This is a genomic window from Halotalea alkalilenta, from assembly GCF_001648175.1.
In the GTDB taxonomy this organism is placed as follows: Bacteria; Pseudomonadota; Gammaproteobacteria; order Pseudomonadales; family Halomonadaceae; genus Halotalea; species Halotalea alkalilenta_A.
This window is the reverse complement of record NZ_CP015243.1, coordinates 3797136-3816501: the sequence shown is the minus strand read 5'-3', so window position 1 is coordinate 3816501 and position 19366 is coordinate 3797136. Positions and strand designations below refer to the sequence as shown.

The 19366-nt window shown below is 65.7% G+C and carries 18 protein-coding genes; 12 read left to right on the top strand and 6 right to left on the bottom strand.

Going from position 1 to position 19366, the window contains the following annotated elements:
- Window positions 1-39: 39 nt before the first annotated feature.
- Genes A5892_RS17090 through A5892_RS17080 form a run of 3 tightly spaced genes read right to left on the bottom strand, consistent with a single transcriptional unit; the run spans window position 40 to window position 4435 of the window.
- Window positions 40-1518: a M20 family metallopeptidase gene (locus A5892_RS17090; RefSeq protein ID WP_064123818.1), complete on the bottom strand. Its 1479-nt coding sequence runs from the start codon at window positions 1516-1518 to the stop codon at window positions 40-42.
- Window positions 1515-2855, bottom strand: coding sequence for an amidohydrolase (locus A5892_RS17085; protein WP_064123817.1), 1341 nt, complete (start codon window positions 2853-2855; stop codon window positions 1515-1517). The genes A5892_RS17090 and A5892_RS17085 overlap by 4 nt, the downstream gene beginning before the upstream one ends.
- A 50-nt stretch (window positions 2856-2905) precedes the next feature.
- A complete protein-coding gene (locus tag A5892_RS17080) occupies window positions 2906-4435 on the bottom strand; it encodes an AbgT family transporter (protein WP_082890533.1) in 1530 nt (509 codons plus the stop codon).
- Between the two features lie 146 nt (window positions 4436-4581).
- Here A5892_RS17080 and A5892_RS17075 point away from each other — a divergent pair, with 146 nt between their 5' ends.
- The gene (locus tag A5892_RS17075; protein ID WP_064123816.1) at window positions 4582-5496 is read left to right on the top strand and encodes a LysR substrate-binding domain-containing protein; all 915 of its coding nucleotides are present in this window, start codon (window positions 4582-4584) and stop codon (window positions 5494-5496) included.
- A 30-nt stretch (window positions 5497-5526) separates the two neighbouring features.
- Here A5892_RS17075 and A5892_RS17070 read toward each other — a convergent pair whose 3' ends face one another.
- Window positions 5527-6462, bottom strand: a complete 936-nt coding sequence (locus tag A5892_RS17070; protein ID WP_064123815.1) for a lysophospholipid acyltransferase family protein — start codon at window positions 6460-6462, stop codon at window positions 5527-5529.
- A 273-nt stretch (window positions 6463-6735) separates the two neighbouring features.
- Here A5892_RS17070 and A5892_RS17065 point away from each other — a divergent pair, with 273 nt between their 5' ends.
- On the top strand, window positions 6736-8172 hold the full coding sequence (locus A5892_RS17065) for an MFS transporter (protein ID WP_064123814.1): 1437 nt from the start codon (window positions 6736-6738) through the stop codon (window positions 8170-8172).
- Window positions 8173-8355: 183 nt separating this feature from the next.
- Here the strand turns inward: A5892_RS17065 and A5892_RS17060 are convergent, their stop codons facing one another.
- Together A5892_RS17060 and A5892_RS17055 are read right to left on the bottom strand one after the other, a co-directional pair.
- Complete coding sequence (locus A5892_RS17060) at window positions 8356-9042, bottom strand: 2OG-Fe(II) oxygenase (protein WP_064123813.1); 687 nt, start codon at window positions 9040-9042, stop codon at window positions 8356-8358.
- On the bottom strand, window positions 9039-9713 hold the full coding sequence (locus A5892_RS17055; protein ID WP_082890532.1) for a CoA pyrophosphatase: 675 nt from the start codon (window positions 9711-9713) through the stop codon (window positions 9039-9041). Before A5892_RS17055 ends, A5892_RS17060 begins: the two co-directional genes overlap by 4 nt.
- Window positions 9714-9776: 63 nt before the next feature.
- On the opposite strand from A5892_RS17055, the gene A5892_RS17050 reads away from it, so the two are divergent.
- From A5892_RS17050 to alr, 10 genes are all read left to right on the top strand, one after another.
- The gene (locus A5892_RS17050; RefSeq protein WP_064123811.1) at window positions 9777-10328 is read left to right on the top strand and encodes an NUDIX hydrolase; all 552 of its coding nucleotides are present in this window, start codon (window positions 9777-9779) and stop codon (window positions 10326-10328) included.
- A 93-nt stretch (window positions 10329-10421) separates the two neighbouring features.
- Complete coding sequence (gene ftsB, locus A5892_RS17045) at window positions 10422-10727, top strand: cell division protein FtsB (RefSeq protein ID WP_027351890.1); 306 nt, start codon at window positions 10422-10424, stop codon at window positions 10725-10727.
- Complete coding sequence (truD, locus tag A5892_RS17040; protein WP_150123588.1) at window positions 10724-11761, top strand: tRNA pseudouridine(13) synthase TruD; 1038 nt, start codon at window positions 10724-10726, stop codon at window positions 11759-11761. The genes ftsB and truD overlap by 4 nt, the downstream gene beginning before the upstream one ends.
- Window positions 11762-11798: 37 nt before the next feature.
- Window positions 11799-12557, top strand: a complete 759-nt coding sequence (gene surE, locus A5892_RS17035; RefSeq protein ID WP_064123810.1) for a 5'/3'-nucleotidase SurE — start codon at window positions 11799-11801, stop codon at window positions 12555-12557.
- A 10-nt stretch (window positions 12558-12567) separates the two neighbouring features.
- Window positions 12568-13257, top strand: coding sequence for a protein-L-isoaspartate(D-aspartate) O-methyltransferase (locus A5892_RS17030; RefSeq protein ID WP_064123809.1), 690 nt, complete (start codon window positions 12568-12570; stop codon window positions 13255-13257).
- A complete protein-coding gene (locus A5892_RS17025) occupies window positions 13254-14201 on the top strand; it encodes a DUF368 domain-containing protein (RefSeq protein WP_064123808.1) in 948 nt (315 codons plus the stop codon). Before A5892_RS17030 ends, A5892_RS17025 begins: the two co-directional genes overlap by 4 nt.
- Window positions 14194-15192 (top strand): peptidoglycan DD-metalloendopeptidase family protein, encoded by a 999-nt coding sequence (locus A5892_RS17020; protein WP_064123807.1) that lies wholly within the window; start codon window positions 14194-14196, stop codon window positions 15190-15192. The genes A5892_RS17025 and A5892_RS17020 overlap by 8 nt, the downstream gene beginning before the upstream one ends.
- A 160-nt stretch (window positions 15193-15352) precedes the next feature.
- Complete coding sequence (gene rpoS, locus A5892_RS17015; RefSeq protein ID WP_082890530.1) at window positions 15353-16387, top strand: RNA polymerase sigma factor RpoS; 1035 nt, start codon at window positions 15353-15355, stop codon at window positions 16385-16387.
- 238 nt (window positions 16388-16625) lie between these two features.
- Window positions 16626-18047: a TolC family outer membrane protein gene (locus A5892_RS17010; RefSeq protein WP_082890529.1), complete on the top strand. Its 1422-nt coding sequence runs from the start codon at window positions 16626-16628 to the stop codon at window positions 18045-18047.
- A gap of 201 nt (window positions 18048-18248) precedes the next feature.
- On the top strand, window positions 18249-19361 hold the full coding sequence (gene alr, locus A5892_RS17005; protein ID WP_064123805.1) for an alanine racemase: 1113 nt from the start codon (window positions 18249-18251) through the stop codon (window positions 19359-19361).
- Window positions 19362-19366 lie beyond the last annotated feature (5 nt).

The window sequence follows — 19366 nt, the reverse complement described above, 5'->3', positions numbered from 1 at the left end:
CCCGGCCGCCATCCCGGCGGATGACGAGCCCGGTATCGCTCAGCTCAGCGGCGAAGGGCTGATCCCGGCCGGAATCGGACAGCGATAGGGGCGCTCTTCGAGTGCCTCGTCGAGTTCGGCGCGGGCGCGTCGGCGCAGCGCTTCATCGGTGAATGCCTCCACCGCGGTGGCGGCGAGCACCTTGGCGGCCTGGAGCATGCCCTTGTGGCCGAGCGAGGAGCGTCCCTGGGAGACCACCTGCCAGGTGTGCAGCGGGGTGCCGAGGGCCAGGCAGGTGACGAAGCACTGCGCGGTGGGCACCTTCCAGCTGACGTCGCCGACATCGGTCGAGCCGAACATCAGCCCGGTGCCGACGGCATAGGGCAGCACCTCCTCGGCCAGCGGTCGGCCCTCGAGGCGCTTGAGGTAGGCACGCCCCTCCGGGCCGGCGAGGCGGCGGATCTCGGCGAGGTTGGCCGCGCGCTGATCCGCCCCCAGGGTGGCATGGATGCGCGCGGCGAATTCACGATCCCGATCGTCGAAGTCCGGTGCGCCGAAGCGTTGGAGCTGAGCGTACAGCCGGTCTTCGAGGGTGCGGTTGGGCAGGTAGTTCGAGCATGCCTTGTCGAAACGCATCTCGACCTGGGTACCGGTCATCAGCGCGGCCCCCTGGGCGATCTGCTCGAGCCGCTCGAAGATCTCCTGGGTTTCTTCCATCTCCGGGGCGCGAACCAGATAGAGCACTTCGGCATCGGCCTGGACCACGTTGGGCGAGGCGCCTCCGGTCTGGGTCAGCGAGTAGTGCAGCCGTGCCTCGGGCAAGATGTGTTCGCGCAGGTAGTTGGCGCCGACGTTCATCAGCTCGACGGCATCCAATGCGCTGCGGCCCAGGTGGGGCGAGGCGGCGGCATGGGCCGAGCGGCCCTTGAAGCGGAAGTAGGCCTGGATGTTGGCCAGGGTCGGCTGCGAGAACACGCAGGTCATGGTATTGGGGTGCCAGGTGAGGGCGAGATCGACATCGTCGAACAGCCCCTCGCGGACCATGAAGGTCTTGCCCGAACCGCCTTCCTCGCCGGGGCAGCCGTAAAAGCGCAGGGTGCCCGAGCGCCCCGCGCCGATCAGGCCCTGCTCGAGCAGCCAGTCCCGGGCGGCGACGGCGCCGGCGAGCGCGGCGACGCCGAGCAGGTTATGGCCGCAGCCGTGGCCGTTGCCGTTCGGTGTGAGCGCCCTTGGCGCACTCTCCGCGCCGGCCTGGCTGAGTCCGGCGAGCGCATCGTATTCGCCGAGCAGGGCGATGACCGGCTCTCCCTGGCCGAAGCTCGCGATGAAGGCGGTGTCGATGCCGCCGACGCCTCGCTCGAGTTGGAACCCCTCGGCTTCGAGCAGCTCGCACAGGGTCTGCTGCGAGCGATGCTCCTCGAAGCGCGTCTCGGCGCTTTCCCAGACCCGGTCGGCGGCGTCGATGAAGCGCTCGCGCTTGGCTTCGACCAGGTTTTCTAGATGGCGGGCGGTAGGATCGATGTCGAATGGCTGGTTCATGCCGGGTTCCTGTCGGTTGGGGCGGTAGCGAAGGGATGCGCGGTGAGCTGCTGGCTGAGCAGCAACAGCGTGCGTACCGCCAGCGGCAGCACTTGCTCGTCGAAGTCGAAACGCTGGTGATGGTGCCCGGCGGCGAGCTCGGTGCCGAAGATCATGTAGGTCGCCTGGCCGCCGCGCGCCTGGACCCGCGCCATCAGGCAGGTGGCATCCTCCGAGCCGCTCGGCGAGGGGTCGGTGGTGACCAGACGGTCGATGCCGGGCGCTCCTTCGAGCAGGGTGCGGATTCGCTCGACCAGCGCCGGGCTCGCCTTGCAGGTATCGGCGCCGCCGGCGACGCTGACGCTGGCCTCGACGCCGTGAATGATGGCGGCGCCATCGATCACCTCACGAGCGCGGGCTTCGACATAGGCGTTGATCTCGCTCGACTCGCCGCGGGTTTCGATCTTCATTCGCGCCACGGCGGCGATGACGTTGCGGCCGCTGCCGGCCTCCAGTACGCCTACGTTGACCCGTGAGGCGCCCAGGCTGTGCGGGGCGATGGCGTGCAGGCCCAGTGCCGCCTGGGCGGCGGCGAGCAGGGCATTGCGTCCGGCCTCGGGGCGCCCGCCGGCGTGGGCGGGCACGCCCTTGAACTCGACGTCGAGCTTGGTGGTGGCGAGAAAACCATCGGCGGCGCAGACCACCTCGCCGAGCGGGCGGTCGAGACCGATGTGGCTTGCGATCAACAGGTCGACATCGTCGACGACGCCTGCTTCGACCATCGAACGGGCACCGCGCACGCCTTCTTCGGCGGGCTGGAAGATCAGCTTGATCCGGCCGTGGAGTTCGGCTTCGAAGCGCTTGAGCAGCCGCGCCAGGCCGAGGCCGATGGCGGTGTGGCCATCGTGGCCACAGGCATGCATCGCGCCGCGGTTGAGCGAGGCGAAGCCTTCGGCGCGCGGGCGATGATCGGCTGCGCCGGACTCCTCCAGGTCGAGTGCGTCGAGATCGACGCGAATCGCAAGCGTAGGCCCCGGGCGGCCGCTGTCCAGCGTCGCCACCACCCCGGTGAAGCCGCCGCTGAGAGCGGGCAGCCAGCGCGCCACCGCGCCCTGCTCGAGCGCACGGTGCTCCGCAAGGGCCAGGGTCTGCTCATCCGGCAGGCCCATGCGGGCTTGCGATGCCACCACATCGCGGCCGACGGCGAGCTCGAAGCCAAGGCGGTCGAGCTCCTCGGCGACGATCGATGCGGTGCGAAGCTCCAGCCAGCCAGGCTCGGCGTGGCGGTGGAAGTCGCGCCGCCAGTCGCGCAGCTGTGGCGCAAGTGCTGCGAGTTCCTGCTCCAGGCTCGTCAACATAGGGATGTTCCTCGTGATCGTAGTGGATGGAAGCATTCGTGGACGAAGCACTAGAGCATGGGGAAGATGCCGGGGCCGAACGGCAGGTCGAGCAGTACGAAGGCGCTCAGCATCAGCATCCAGACGATCAAAAACGAGATCGCATAGGGCAGCATCAGCGAAATCAGCGTGCCGAGCCCCGCGTCGGGGTCATAGCGGCGCATGAAGCCAAGCACCACCATCACGTAGGGGTTGAGCGGCGAGATGATGTTGGTCGACGAGTCGCCGACGCGGTAGGCCATCTGGATGAAGCCCGGGTGGTAGCCGAGCTGCATCAGCATCGGGATCGAGACCGGCGCCATCAGCGCCCACATCGCCGAGCCGCTGGTGATCAGCAGGTTGAGCATCGAGGTGAGCAGGATGAAGCTCAGGATCACCGGCAGACCGGTGAAGCCGATCTCGGTCAGCACCTCGGCACCGTGGATCGCGACCCAGGTGCCGATATGGCTCCAGGAGAAGTAGGCGATGAACTGGGCGGCGGCGAAGATCAGCACGATATAGCCGGCCAGATCCCGAATCGCCTCGGTCATCTTCACCACTACGTCGTGGGCACTTTTGATCTGCCCGGTGGTTTTTCCGTAGGCGACGCTTGTGGCGATGAAAAACAGCAGGATGAAGGGAATGATCGAGGAGAGGAACGGCGACGGTAAAAGGCCCCCTTCCTCGTTGCGCATCGGCGATCCGGGCCATGCGACCAGAGTCACCAGCGCTGCGATGTAGCAAACCGCGGTGATCCCTGCGTTGCGCAGCGCGCGGCCGGCGTGGGGCGGCTCCTGGTAGTCGACCTGGGTGGCTTCGCCGCGGTACTCACCGAGGCGGGGTTCGATCAAGCGGTCGTTGATCTGCGCCGCAACGATGGTCAGCACCACCACCGAGAGGCTGTTGAAGTACCAGTTGTCGACCGGGGTGACGATGAAGCCCGGCTCGATGATCTGGGCGGCGGCGGTGGAGATGCCGGACAGCAGCGCATCGGTGCCGACGATCAGGAAGTTGGCGGTGAAACCGGCGCCGGCGGTGCCGAAGCCCAGGGTCAGTCCGGCGATCGGGTGGCGGCCAATGGCATGGAAGACCATCGCCGCAAGCGGTGGCAGCAGTACCATGGCGGCATCGGAGGCGAGATTGCCGAGCATCGCGGTCAAGGCGATCACGTAGGTCACGATGGCGCGCGGGGCGTTGAGTACCGTACGGCGCATCAGCACTTCGAGCATGCCGAGCTTTTCGGCGAGCCCGATGCCGAGCATCATCGCCAGCACCAGGCCGAGCGGAGCGAAGCCTGTGAAGTTGGTCAGCATCGAGCCGAAGATGAAGCGCAGGCCTTCGCCCGAGAGCAGGCTCCTGATTTCCAGGGTGTCGCCGCTGCTGGGATGGACCACACTGGCATCGAACGCCGACATCAGTACCGAGGTGAGAATCACCACCAGGCCGAGATAGACGAAGATCATGAACGGATCGGGCAGGCGGTTGCCGAGCCGTTCGATGCCGTTGAGCATGCGGTTGAGCAGACGCGCGGATGGCGCCGCCTTGGTCGCGGGAGAGGACATGGTTAGACTCCAGTTTTTTTCTTGTACCGCTCACCATCTAACGGCATCCAGGGCGGCAGGCAAAGATCGCACTACCTTCTTGGTGATAGCCGCAGCTTATGCACCCGTCGGGGAAGGCCGTGGGGTGGTAGAGTCGAGGACTTGAGTTGAATCTGAAGTTGAACCAGCTGCGCGCCTTCGCCGCCGTCGCGAGCCTAGGCAGCATTCGCGGCGCGGCACGTGAACTCGGCATCTCGCAGCCGAGTCTGACTCGCGCGGTGCGCGAGTTGGAAGAGAGCCTTGGCGAGGCGCTGGTGGTGCGCCATCACAGCGGCGCGAGCCTGACGCCGGCCGGCCAGGCACTGGCCGAGCACGCGCGGTTGATCCTCTCCCAGCTGGAACGTGCGCAGGAGAGCGTGCGCCAGTGTTCGGGCTCTCGGCGAGGCAGGGTGGGGATCGGGCTGTCGGCCACCGTGGCTCGGCTGCTACTGCCTGAAGTGATCGCGCGCTTTCGCGCCGACTATCCCAGCATCGCGCTTTCGATCAACGAAGGGCAGCTGTCGGTGATGGGGCCGCTTTTGCGCGGCGGCGAGATCGATTTCGCGATCAATACGGTATTCAAGGCGTCGCTCGATCAGGATCTTACCGCCCAGTGGCTGTTCGATCGCCGATTCCGGCTGGTCGTGCGCAAGGGGCATCCGCTGGCGGGGTCCGACCGGCTCGACGACTTCGCCCGCTGCGACTGGGTGGTGCCGCACAGTCGCAGCGGTTACTACCGGGAGTTGGAAGAGCTTTTGACCTCGCGCGGGATCCTGCGTGAAACCAACCGAATCACCTCCGACTCGTTCAATACCGGTCTCAACGTGATCGCCCAGAGCGATATCGTGGGGGTATTCGCAGAAGGCATGGCGCTGGCCCACGGGCTCGCTGGTGTAGTCGAGGTAGCGCTCGACGAAGCGCTACCGATCGCCCGTTTCTATGCGGTAAGGCTGCGCGATGCGCCAATCACGCCGGCGGCGGCGGCGTTGCTCAGGCTGTTCGAGCGCACCTGCCTGGGCCGAAACCTGGAGTGGCGCCGCTGAGCGAGTGGGACGACAGGGCACCGCTTGGGCTCAGCGTTTTTTCATTCGATAGAAACGGCGCTGTTTCCAGCCCGGTTCCTCTTCGAGCTGCCCTGGGGTGCGCTTGTAGCGCTTGTATTCCCACTGGTACTGGGTAGGGGCCAATGCGATGGCGCGCTCTACGCTTTTGTTGACTCCGAGGGCTGCGACGGCTTCGTCGGCATCGTAGACCCGAGGATCGGCCTCGATGAAGTGCAGGGTGAAGCCGCCCTGGTTGCAGCGCCGCAGCGCCGTGCCGACCACCACGCGCGCATTGGTGCGCGCAACCAGCTTGGGTAGCAAAGTCGCGGTATAGGCGGGGTGGCCGAAGAAGTCGGCGAACTTTCCACTGCCCCAATCGGGTACCTGGTCGGGCAGGATACCGATCGCCTCGGCACGGTTCAGCGCCTTGAGCAGACTGGCGACGCCGCGCGCGTTGGTCGGCACCAATGTCGCGCCCATCCGCTCGCGGCCATGGCGGATCACGCCGTCGAGGGCGGCAATGCGGGGTGGGTCGTACATCGCGGTGAAGGTCATCCTGCTCGACAGCCAGAAGTTGACCATTTCCCAGTTGCCGATGTGGGGCGCGAGTACGATCACTCCGCGTCCCGCGCGCTGTGCTTCCTCGAACAGCTCGAAACCCTCGACCCGCTTGACCGCATCGGCGACGCTCTGCGGATCGCCGCGCCAGACGAATCCGACTTCGAAGGCCAGTGCCACGCTGTGGAGAATGCTGGTTGCGGCCATCTCCCGTCGTACCGACTCGTCGAGGTGGGGGTAGGCCTGGCGCAGGTTCTGGCGGGTCACTCGTCGTTCACGGGTGGCGAACAGGGCATACAGCGGCGCGACGATTTTCGCCAAACGCCATAGACGGGCGGGCGTCCAGCGGGAAAAGCGTTTCCACAGCGCGCGAATCGCTCCCGCATTGAGTTTTTCTTTCAAAGGCATTGATTGGTCGAAGCTTAACGAAACATGGGCGGGCAGTATACTCGCTCATTGTGCTTTACAGAGCCGCCCTAATGCACGATTCCTAATTATCTTCATCGTCAATGAAGGCCGCGGGGGAGATTGGCAAGAGCATCGTCTCGGCGTATAGTCCGCGCGAATTTTCCCTTCCCCGCGCACTGCTACTCACCGCTTTGAAGTCCCGTCGCGGACGGTCGGCCGATGCCATCGGCGATCTCCAGCGCTGGGCGTCCATGCCATCGCACGAGGTCGTTCATGGCTCGCCAGCTGTTCGCTCTGACCTTTCCCCCTTTGCTCGGGCTCTTCATCCTCGCCCTTGGCAACGGCTTTCTCTCCACCCTGGTCACGATCAGGCTGTCCGCCTCCGGCGCGTCGGTCGAGGCGATCGGGTTGGTGTCCGCTGCCTACTACATTGGTCTGGGTCTCGGTGCCGTGCTCAACGACCGGCTGCTGCTGCGGATCGGGCACATTCGTGCCTATGCTTGTTTCGCCGCGATCGTCGCCGCCAGCTCCCTGGCCCAGGCGCTGTGGCTCGATGCCGGCTGGTGGTTCGTGCTGCGGCTCTTCGGCGGCTGGGCCACGGTGGGGGTGTACCTGGTGATCGAGAGCTGGCTCTTGACCGGCGGCGATCGCGCGATGCGTGGTCGAATCCTCGCTTTCTACATGATCTCCCTGTATGCCGCGCTGGCGCTCGGGCAGCTGCTGATCGGGTTGTTCGACGAATCTCCCGAGGCGCCGGGTGCCGCGCTGCCCTACGTGCTGATCGGCATCCTCGCCACCCTGTCGCTGCTGCCGATGGCGATCATCCCGCGGGTCTCTCCGCTGATCGAGCATGCCGAGCCGCTATCGCCCTGGCGATTGGCCAAGATCACGCCGACCGGGGTGGTGGGGAGCTTCGGCTCGGGGCTGGTGGTCGCGGCGCTCTACAGCCTGCTGCCGCTCTACCTCCAGAGTCGAGGCTACCAGCTCAGCGAGATCGGTACGCTGATGGCGACGGTGATCGTCGGAGGCATGGCCTTGCAGTATCCGATCGGGCGCTGGTCGGATCGTCACGACCGCCAGCGGGTCTTGATCATCATCACCGCGGCCCTCGTCGGGCTCGCACTCCTGGTGCCGTTCGCCGCCTATGGCTACTGGCCGCTCTCGGTCGCGCTGTTTCTCTATGGCGGCGGCGCCTTTTCGCTCTATCCGGTAGCGGTCGGCCACTCCGCCGACCGTGCGCCACCCAGCGCGCTGGTCGGTATGAGCCAGGGGATGCTGCTGATCAACGCGCTCGGCTGCACGATTTCGGCACCTCTGCTCACGCTGCTGATGGCGCACGTCGGCAACGATGGATTGTTCTTCGGCTTCGGCGCGGTAGCGCTTTCGCTTGCGCTGTTCTTCTCCTGGCGCCGTTCGCGCCGACCGGCGCCACAGCCGCTGGCGCCGTTCGCACCGCAGCCGGCCCAATCGGTGGTTGGTGCCGAACTGCTGGTCACCGATGAGCTGATGGCGGGCGCGGAGCAGGCCGAGACCGAGACCGAGGCCCATGAGGAGAATGCCGAGCGCGAGCACGCCGAGCGCCAGGCGCTCGAGATCGAAGGTGACCTGGCAGAGCAAGGGGTACCGGCCTCCAATCTGCGCCTGCTCGATCCGCAGGGGCCTGAACCGATGACCGGTGTTCATGAACAGCCGGAGACGAACCGCTCCTGAAAAGCCCGTTCATGGTCGGGAGCGAGAGCTCTTCGACATCCGCTCAAAGTGAGCCCGCGAGGAACGAGCGTCTCGAACCACGGCCTCATCGCCACCGCGCGATCCCTCGACAGGCTCGGGATCGGGATGCGCACGAGTTCTAAAACCACCCATCACCCGCAATGTCGGGTCCTGCAGGGAGTGCTAGAGCGCGGGATCGACCATGCCGTTGAGCGATGCGTTGCGGCGGAACCATCCCGCGATGCTGGCGCGCGGCAGGCGGGTCGGCAGCACCTCGTGCGGCATGGTCTCGGAGAGAAAGCAGACCAGCGTGCCGAGCATCGGGCGTACCAGTACCAGAGGCTCGCCGGGTGCATCGGTGAACTCCGGCTGGGATGGATAGATCACCATCTCGCCACCGGCATCCCGCGGCCATTCGGGGTTGAGATAGAGCACGCTCGAGATCACTCGATTGCTGCGTCCGCGGAAGCTGTCGAGATGGGGTTTGTAGAAGCTGCCCGGCGGGTAGTGGGCGAAGTGCGCCTCGAGTTCGAACAGGCCGAGGAACAGCGCTCGGTTGATCGCCTCGCGCAGGTGTTCCATCAGCGCGAAATAATCGCGCTGCGCCTGGGTCGAGCGGTCGAGCCAGTGGATCGAATCACTGCGGATGTCCCGGCGTAGCACGTGCTCGCTGCCACGCCCGATGCCGGCGGCGTGGAGTGCTTGTTGCCTGCGCAGGGTGGCGAGCTCCTCGGCCAGTGCCAGGCAGAGCGAGGCGGGCACTTGGTGCTCGAGCAGCGCATAGCCTTGGCCTGCGAGCTGGTCGATCAGCGCATCGAGACAGGCGTCGTCGAGCCAGTCCGGTGCCGTGGGGGAGTGGGGCGCGCTCATTGCCAGTAGTCCGTCGGATAGGGGGATTGCCGCCGCCTCATCGAGCGGCGCAGCGGCGCCCCGGGAGGCGCGCGATCGAGACCGATGTCGACACCCAGGCCGGCGTCGAGCAGCTCGACCACCATCATCGCCGAAAGCCCCCAAAGGGTATAGCCATCGAAAGCATAGCTGGGAACGAACAGGGTCAGGCCATCTTCCAGCTCGATGGCATCGGTGTGCTGGCGGGGGTCTTCCGCCAGCGCCGATAGCGGCACTTCGAAGACTGACGCCACCTCATAGGGATTGGCGATGAAACTCGGCGGTTCGCGTACCAGTCCGACGAAGGGGGTGACCGCGATGCCGTGAAGCGAGATCACCTCGCTGAGCTGGCCGATCAGTTCCACCCGTGTGGGTTCAAGCCCGACCTCCTCCCAGGCTTCGCGCAGCGCGCACGCCTCGAGGCTCTCGCCGGGGTCGCGCTTGCCGCCGGGAAAAGCGACCTGGCCTGCGTGGCTGCTCAAGCCCTGGGTGCGCAGAGTGAGCAGCAGCGCGGGTGTCTCCCGGGCGACGATGGCGATCAGCACCGCGGCGCGGCGCCAGTCACCAGGCAGCCGACGAGGGCGATAGTGGGCGAGTCGGCCGCGCAGTTTTTCAAGCTGCGTGCGATTCTCTACCATAGCGTCATCTTTCATCTGGTGATCCGTCCTGGCCGTGGGCAAGGTGGACGCCGGGTCCCGCAGGGAGAGCCTCGGCCAATGAATTTCTGCAGTCACTGCGGTGCGCGTGTCGAGAGGATGGTGCCCGAGGGGGACGATCGGGAGCGCTACGTTTGCCCGAACTGTGCCACGGTTCACTACCAGAACCCGAGAATCGTCGCCGGCACCCTGATCAATGCGGGTTCCAGAGTGCTGCTCTGCCGCCGGGCGATCACCCCGCGCCGTGGCTACTGGACCCTGCCGGCGGGATTCATGGAAAACGCCGAGACCACTTTCGAGGCGGCCATCCGCGAGACGCGGGAAGAGGCCTGCGCCGAGATCGGGGGGCTTTCGCTCTACGCGCTGTTCGACCTGCCGCACATCGATCAGGTCTACATGATCTTTCGTGGTGAACTCAAGAGCGGCTACGCGCCGGGACCGGAGAGCCTGGACGTGGCGCTGTTCGAGGAGCACGAGGTGCCCTGGGATGAGCTCTCCTTTCCTACCGTCGAGACCACCCTGCGATATTTCTACACTGACCGGCGGCGTGGTGAATACCCACTGCATCGCGAAACCATCGCCCGCCCGCCCAGCGGCTTCTTTTCCCGCTGAAGCGGGTCTTGGCGCTCGCGCGGCGAGCGATAATGGCATAATCGCCCCCGGCCCGCTCGCCGGTGAGGCTGACAATGGATGGACGGTTTTTCGATGCTGAAATGGCTTTCCCTTGCACTGCTGTTGCTGATCGCGCTGCTTCAATACCATCTGTGGATGGGCGAGGGAGGGCTGCTCGAGCTGCGTACCATCTCTTCGCGGGTCGCCGATCTCGAGCAGAACAACGAGAAGCTGCGCGAACGCAACGACCAGCTGGCCGCTGAGGTGGTCGACCTCAAGACCGGGCTCGATGCGATCGAGGAGCGGGCGCGCAACGATCTCGGCATGGTACGCAACGACGAGCAGTTCATTTGGGTGCCGGACGTTTCCGCGGCGCCCCGCAGCGGGGGCGGGCAGTGAGCCCCGACGCCCTGCCGGACTGGCCCCGCGCGCTGGGCGAAGCGCCCGCGCCGGGCAGTTTCCGGGCGACGCCCGAGGCGTTCGTGGTCATCGAGTCATTCGGGTTTTCGCCGCAGGGGGATGGCGAGCATCTCTGGTTTTGGATCGAAAAACGCGGGGTCGATACCAGACGGGCGGTATCGCTGCTCTCTCGCATCATGGGCGTGTCCGAAGCGGCGATCGGCTACAGCGGGCTGAAGGATCGCCACGCGGTAACCCGCCAGTGGCTCTCGGCGCCGCTGCGCGAGACGCCCGACCCAGGGCAGCTGGAGGCGCTGGCGAGCGAGGGAGTGAAGGTCCTAGAGGTTCATCGCCACCCGCGCAAGCTCAAGCGCGGCAGCCATCGGCTCAACCGTTTCGTGCTCGAGATCGGTTTCGCTGAAAGCGATCGCGAAGCGGTCGAGGCGCGCTGGCAAGCGCTGGTCGAGACCGGGGCGCCGAACTATTTCGGCGCCCAGCGCTTCGGTCACGGTGGCGCCAACCTGCCCCGCGCCAGGGCGCTGCTCGCGCGAGGCTGGCGCAAGCGCGACGACCGTGGCGGCCTGCTGCTCTCCACCGCGCGCAGCTATCTGTTCAACCGCACCCTGGCGGCAAGAGTCGCCGCCGGGCTCTGGAACGTTGCGCTGCCGGGCGAGGTGCTCAACCTCGACGGCAGCGGTAGCCTCTTTCTCGCCACCGCCGAAGACGATGCCGCGCTTGCCGCGCGGCTCGGCGCGTTCGATGTCCATCCGACCGCGCCGCTGTGGGGCCGGGGACGGCTTGGCAGTGAGGGCGAAGCAGCGGCGTTCGAGCGCGCCCAGGTCGCCGATGAAGCGATTCTGATCGAGGGGCTCGAGCGGGCTGGCGTCGAGCTGGCCCGGCGGGCGCTGCGCGTGCGCTTGATCGAACCGGGTTGGACACCGATCGATGGCGGGGCGCGGCTCGATTTCTCGCTGGTGCGGGGGGCCTACGCCACCGCGGTGCTGCGTGAGCTGATCACCGCGCCGATGCTTTGAACCGGCGTCCAATTTTCAACACGCCATAGGAGCACCGATGAGAAGAGTACTGCTCTCCAACGACGATGGCGTCCACGCGCCGGGTCTGCGCGCGCTCCACGACGCGCTGACCCCCAGCGCTCGGCTCAGAGTGATCGCTCCTGATCGCGACAAGAGCGGCGCGAGCAATTCGCTGACGCTGAGCAAACCGCTGGCGATCTGCGCCCTGGACAGCGGCTTCTACAGCGTCGACGGTACCCCGGCGGACTGCGTCTACCTGGGGGTCAGCGGGCTCTGGGACGAACGGCCCGAGATCGTCGTCTCCGGCATCAACCACGGCGCCAACCTGGGCGATGACGTGCTCTACTCGGGCACCGTGGCGGCGGCGATGGAGGGGCGATCGCTGGGTATGCCGGCGATCGCCATCTCGCTCGCCGGCCGGCGCCATTTCGCCACCGCCGGCAGGGTCGCCGCAAGCCTGGTCGGGGCGGCGGCGACCCTCTCGTTGCCGCCACGCAGCCTGCTCAACGTCAATGTGCCGGATCTTCCCTGGGAGGAGCTGCGGGGAATCCGCATCACCCGCCTCGGGCATCGCGAGGCGGGGCCTGTGATGCCGATCGAGGTGATCGATCCGCGTGGCGAGAAGCGCTACTGGATCGCCGCCGCCGGCAAGAACGTAGACGATGGGCCGGATACCGACTTCGCTGCGATCGAGCAGGGATACGTATCGATCACCCCTTTGCTGGTCGATCTCACCCGCCACGATACGCTCGGAGCGCTGGAGGCATGGCTTGAGGCCTTCACCGCTGCACGCTGAGTCGAAATGGATGAGACCGCGCTTCAGCGATGAGGATATCGCGGGCATCGGGATCACCTCGCAGCGGGTCCGTGATCGAATGGTCGCCGCGCTCGCCGAGGCCGGCATCATCGATCCGCGGGTGCTCGAGGTTCTCTCCAGGGCGCCCCGGCATCTGTTCGTCGAGCCCGCGTTCGCCGATCGTGCCTATCGCGCCGACTCGTTACCGATCGGTCATGGGCAGACCCTGTCGCAGCCGTGGATGGTGGCGAGGATGAGCGAGCTCACGCTGCGCGAAGCGCCCCGGCGGGTGCTCGAGATCGGCACCGGTTCGGGCTACCAGACCCTGGTGTTGGCGCAGCTGTTCGATTGCGTCCACAGCATCGAGCGGATCGAGGCGCTGAGCGCGAGAGCAGCGGCGCGTCTTCAGGGGCTAGGCGTGGACAACGTGCGGTTGCGCCACGATGATGGCCGACTGGGCTGGCCCGCTGCCGCGCCCTTCGATGCCATCCTGGTCACCGCCTGTGCCACTGAGATCCACCCCGCGTGGATCGAGCAGCTCCGCCCCGGCGGCGCGGTGATCGCGCCGCTCCAAGGCGCCGATGGCTTGGACGCCGGCCGTCAGTGGCTGGTACGCGCGCGCAAGACCGCGCGCGGCGTTCAGCTGCGGCGGCTGGAGCCGGTGCGTTTCGTACCCCTGATCGAGGGAGTGATTGAGTGAAACGGCTGTATCCACTTTTCTTGAAAGGCATGGGGATGGGCGCCGCGGACGCGGTGCCGGGTGTCTCTGGAGGCACCATCGCCATCGTCACCGGTATCTACGAAGAGCTGATCGACACCATCCGGCGCTTCGGCCCCGGCGCCTTTCCGGTGTGGCGGCGCGAGGGACTGAGCGGGTTGGTGAGATTCCTGAACTTCAGATTCCTGCTCCCGCTGCTGCTGGGCATCGGCGTCAGCCTGGTCAGCGTGGCGCATCTGGTCACCTGGCTGATGGTCGAGCATCCGCTGCTGCTCGATGCCTTCTTCTTCGGGCTGGTGGTGGCCTCGGCGGTGATCGTGGCGAGGAGGATGGGGGAGTGGCGGATGATCCACGGCCTGCCGCTGGTGATCGGCCTGTTCATCGCTCAGTCGCTACCGGGGCTGCTGCCGAGCGGCGGCGGCGCGGGGATGCTGTTCATCGGCGGCGCGGTGGCGATCAGCGCGATGCTGCTGCCGGGCCTTTCGGGGACCTTCCTACTGCTGCTGATGGGGCTCTACGGTACGGTGATGGGGGCAGTGAAAAGCTTCGACCTCGATGTGCTGTCGATCTTCGCGCTCGGCTGCCTGGTGGGACTTTTCACTTCGTCGCGGCTTTTGTCCTGGCTGTTCCGACACCATTATGGTCCCACCCTGGCCGGGTCGGTGGGCCTGTTGATCGGCTCGCTGCCGATCCTCTGGCCCTGGCGGCAGATGACCAGCTACACCCTCGATGCGCGAGGAGAGAGCGTGCCGCTCGCCTATGACTACCTGACGCCGTGGGATTATGCGCAGCTGTTCGGCGTTTCCGCCCAGCTGCCCACGGCACTGGCTCTGATGGCGGCAGGCTTCGCGCTGGTGCTGGTGGTCGACAAACGTGGTTCGAAGGGGAGATTGATGAATGTCGAGGATGGACGAAAGCATGGATAGGTCTTTCACGGTTCAATTCGCCCGCGGCAAGCGTCGCTGCCTCACCGGGCTCGGCGTGGTCGTCGCGGTGGCACTGCTGGCTGGCTGCCAGAGCAATACCGGCGTACCGCTGGTCGAGAACGCCTCGCTCAATGCACCGGAAGACGACGGCACCTATCAGGTGAGAAGCGGCGATACGCTCTACAGCATCGCCTGGCGCGAGAACGTCGACTACCAGCAGATTGCCCAGCTCAACAACATCCAGCCGCCCTACATCATCAGCGTCGGCCAGAGGCTCAGGCTGCGCGAAGGTGCAGGTGCCCCCGCGGCGAGTGCACCTTCCGCCACCGGTACCCAGGCGATTCCCCTCGGCGGTGCCGCGGCCGGCACGGCGGGTGACGACGACAGCTGGCTGCTCTCCTCCTCGCCGGCAGGGTCCCCCCAGGGTGGCGCCCAGGTCAGCGATGGCGCCCAGAGCGGCGCTCAGCAGGTGGTCCAATCCAGCGGTGCTACGGCTGTAACCAGCGGTGCGGCGGCAGGAGCGGAGACCCCCGCGCCGGCTCCGGTGGCGTCGAGCACTGCGCCATCCACCGCTCAAGCGCCCCAGGCCGACCCGAATCGGCGCTATTCCCCGGCGACCCAGATCGACTGGCGGTGGCCCACCGAGGGACGATTGGTCGGTCGTTTCACCGACAGGACTGATATCACCGCGGGCATTGATATCGCGGGTCAAAAGGGGCAACCTGTTTACGCTGCAGGTCCCGGTATAGTCGTCTACGCAGGCAGCGGCGTCCGCGGTTATGGCAATCTGGTCATCATCAAGCACAATGATCAATTCCTCAGTGCTTACGCACACAACGCCGAACTCAGCGTGGAAGAGGACGAGGTCGTGGTGACGGGACAGCAGATCGCGACGATGGGCGACACCGAGGCCGATCAGGTCAAGCTGCATTTCGAGATACGCCAGGATGGCCAGCCGAGGGATCCGATCACTTTCTTGCCGGATCGCTGAGGTCTACGGGTAGGCGCCATGTCCAGCGCGTCTTCCGCCCCGAAGGAACCCAGGAGCGGAAGCGTCGGTAGTCGAGGACATGGTGCTGTCACATAGGTGTTCGGTCGTCGTCCGGGCAACCCGTTCGCACCGACCACCCCAAGGACGAAGGGGAATCGACATGTGCGCAGTAGCTAGAACGAAGGAACGTGAGCTGCAGAACGCCAACGCGGAGTTCTTCACCGACGACAAGTTCGAAGAGAGCAAGGTCGACGATGAACGCGGCGCCCTCGGACTCGATCAGGACGACGAGGAAAAGGACGAAGAGGACGATGGCGCCTTCGAGCGCGCCCTCAATCGCGACGACCGCCCTGCCCAGAGCGGCAGCCTCGACGCCACCCAGATATATCTCAACGAGATCGGCTTTTCTCCCCTGCTGACACCTGAGGAAGAGGTTTACTACGGTCGTCTCGCGCGCAAGGGTGATCCTGCCGGCCGCCAACGCATGATCGAGTCGAACCTGCGCTTGGTGGTGAAGATTTCCCGGCGCTATCTCAATCGCGGGCTGACCTTGCTCGACTTGATCGAAGAGGGCAACCTCGGCTTGATTCGTGCGGTGGAGAAGTTCGATCCGGAGCGTGGATTTCGCTTCTCCACCTACGCGACGTGGTGGATTCGCCAGACCATAGAGCGGGCGCTGATGAACCAGACCCGCACCATCAGGCTGCCGATCCACGTGGTCAAGGAGCTCAATGTCTATCTGCGCGCCGCGCGGGAGCTGACCCAGAAGCTCGACCACGAAGCCACCGCCGAGGACATAGCCGCCCATCTCGACCGCCCGGTCGAATCGGTGAAGAAGATGCTCGGCCTCAACGAGCGGGTCTCTTCGGTCGATTATCCGATCGGTGCCGAAAGCGACAAGCCTTTGATCGATACCATCGCCGATGAGAACGAAGCCGGGCCAGAGTCCAATCTGGTCGACTTCGACGTCAAGGCGCACGTCGACGAGTGGCTCGCCGAACTCTCCGATAAGCAGATGCAGGTGGTGGTGCGGCGTTTCGGGCTGCGTGGCCACGAAGCGGCGACCCTCGAGGAAGTGGGCGAGGAGATCGGGTTGACCCGCGAGCGGGTTCGCCAGATCCAGGTCGAGGCGCTCAAGAAGCTGCGTCGCATGCTCGAGAAGCAGGGGCTGACCCTCGATAGCATCTTCGAGTGATCGAGCGGCCTTTCCAAGCATTCCCATCCCGCCCGGCCATTTGGCCGGGCGGGATGCGCTTGTCAGGGATGGGTTTTCTTGATGACTCGCTTACTAACATGCGTGGATGTATGTAAGTGCGAGACGATGTGATAACCTTCTCGCCAATTTAACTTTATCCGCGTTCTCATCGAGGGCGAGCCTTCGATTCGCGGGCGAATACAGAGACGCGAAGAGCTCAACAAATAGGATGGCATCGATGTCGACGTTAAGAGTGCTGCCGTTGGTTCTGGGGATCTCCATGGCTTCACAGGTAGCGCATGCGGCGGATCTGCTCACGATCGCCCAGGATGCGCTGCTCAACAATGCCAGCCTCGCGGCCGACCGGGCCGGGGTCAATGCGACCCAGGAAGGCGAGGCGATCGCTCGTGGCAGCTTGCTGCCGCAGGTGACCGCCAACGGCAACATCACTCGCTACCATGTGTCCAACAGTGAGAGCTCGCGCGCTGCCAATGGATTGTCTTCCGGTGGTGACAACACCTACAACTCCTCGGCGATCGAGCTGCAGGCGACCCAGTCGCTGTTCGATGCGACCAACTGGTACACCCTCCAGGCGGCCAAGCGGCAGAGCGCCCAGCAGGCGCTCAACTTCTCCAACAACCGCCAGGTGATGCTCTACAACGTCGCCAGCGCCTATTTCGAGGTTCTGCGCGCCAAGGAGCTGCTCGATACCTACCGCGCCGCCGAAACGGCCTACCAGCGTCAGCTCGACCAGACCCGCGAGCAGTTCGACGTCGGGGTGATCGCCTCCACCGACGTGCGCGAGGCCGAAGCCTCCTACGACTCCGCCCGTGCACAGCGGATCTCCCAGGAGAGTATCCTGCGGGTCAACTTCGAAGCCCTCGAGCAGCTCACCGGCAAGCAGTATCCGAGCATCGACCGTCTGTCCGAGGAGCTGCCGATCCAGCCGCCGGAGCCGACCAGCCGTCAGGCCTGGGTCGAGATGGCCAGCACCCAGAACCTTGCGCTGCGCGCCGCCCGTGCCGGCATCGATCTGGCCCGCGAGAACGTGCGAGTCGCCCGTGCCGGGCACTTGCCGACGCTCTCGGCGGTCGCCAACTACCAGTACGGCGACAGCAACCGCAGCAACTACATCGGCTATGACGAGTCGAACAGCATCGGTCTGCAGGCCACCTTACCGATCTACACCGGGGGTTCGACCAGCGCCCAGGTGCGCCAGAACACCTACTCCCTCGAGCAGGCGCAGTTCACCGCCGAGGAGCAGCTGCGCACCGCGGTGCAGCAGGTCAGCTCCTTCTTCGCCCAGGCCAACAACGACGTGCTCACGGTCGAGGCGCGCCAGCGTGCGATCGTTTCCAACCGCGCCGCGCTGCAGGCGACCCAGGACGGCTACGACGCGGGAACGCGTACCATCCTCGACGTGCTCACCGCTCAGCAGAACTATTATACCGCGCTTTCCGACTACGCCAGCGCGCGCTATGACTACGTGCTTAACATGCTCAGCCTGCGTCAGCAGGCCGGGGTGCTCGACGTCGATACCCTCGATGTGCTCAATCGCTGGCTGGTGGTGGATGACAGCCCCGTACGCATCGATGCCCAGGGCGAGCAGCCGATCGGTGATGCGCAGATCGACCTGAGCCAGATGGGTATGCAGCAGTAGCGCTTACCGCGCAGAGGTTTTTACTGCGTAGTAACGGCAAAAGACCCGATCCATCCACAATGGATCGGGTCTTTCGTTTGGAATCACCGTGCAATCGCGCGAGCGTTGAAAAATAATAATGTTCTAAAGCTGCGATGATTCGTCCCCGCCTGCTCGGGCGGCATGCGACTCTCGCCACCCCTCAGTCATTCAGGAACCCCCATGGCCCGCCCGCTGCGCGCGAAGCTCGATCTCGATGCCCTCCGACACAACTACCGACTCGCCTGCGAATGCGCTCCTGAAAGCCGCGCGCTGGCCGTGCTCAAGGCCAACGCCTATGGTCACGGCGCGCTCGCCTGCGCTCGCGCGCTCGAGCCCCTGGCCCCGGCTTTCGCAGTGGCCTGCATCGAGGAGGCGCTCGAACTGCGCGAAGGAGGCATCGATAAGCCGATCGTGCTGCTCGAAGGATTCTTCGAGGAATCTGAGCTCGAGATCATCGCCCGGGAGGGCTTCTGGACCACGCTGCACAGCGATTGGCAGATCGAAGCGGTGGAGCGCAGCCGGTTGCCCGGGCCGATCAATGCCTGGCTGAAGTTCGACTCAGGGATGCACCGGCTAGGGTTCGGCACGGAGGATTTCGTGCGCCATTGGCGGCGCCTCGCGCTCAGCCCCAAGGTATGCGGCGTCCACCTGGTCACCCATTTCGCCACCGCGGACGGGGTTGACATGGCCTACGCCAATCATCAGCTCGCCGAGATCGAGGCGCTGCGGTACCGGCTCGAGGCCGAAGGCTACGAGGTGCCGTGCTGCCTGGCCAACTCCCCGGCCACGCTCGCCCTGGCTCGGGCGCGGGGGCAATGGCATCGGCCCGGGCTGATGCTCTACGGTGCCGATCCGCTCGAGCGCGCCAACCCGTTCAGCGCTCGGCTGCGCCCGGTGATGACGCTCGAGAGCGAAGTGATCGCGGTGCGCAGCGTCGAGCCCGGCGAGCCGGTCGGCTATGGCGGGCGCTTCATCGCCTCGCGGCAGACGCGCATCGGTGTGGTTGCCTGCGGCTACGGCGATGGCTATGACCGCCACGCCGTGGACGGCACGCCGGTGCTGGTCGATGGTCGGCGCACCGCGATTGCCGGTAAGGTGTCGATGGACATGCTCACCGTCGATCTCACCGATCTCCCCACTGCCGATATCGGTGCCAAGGTGACGCTCTGGGGGCGGGCCGAGGATGGCTCGCAGCTCAGCGTCGACGAGGTGGCCAGGCACTGCGATACGATCAGCTACACCCTGCTCACCGGGATACTGCCGCGGGTGCCGCGGATCGTGAGCGTAGGTTAAGGCGC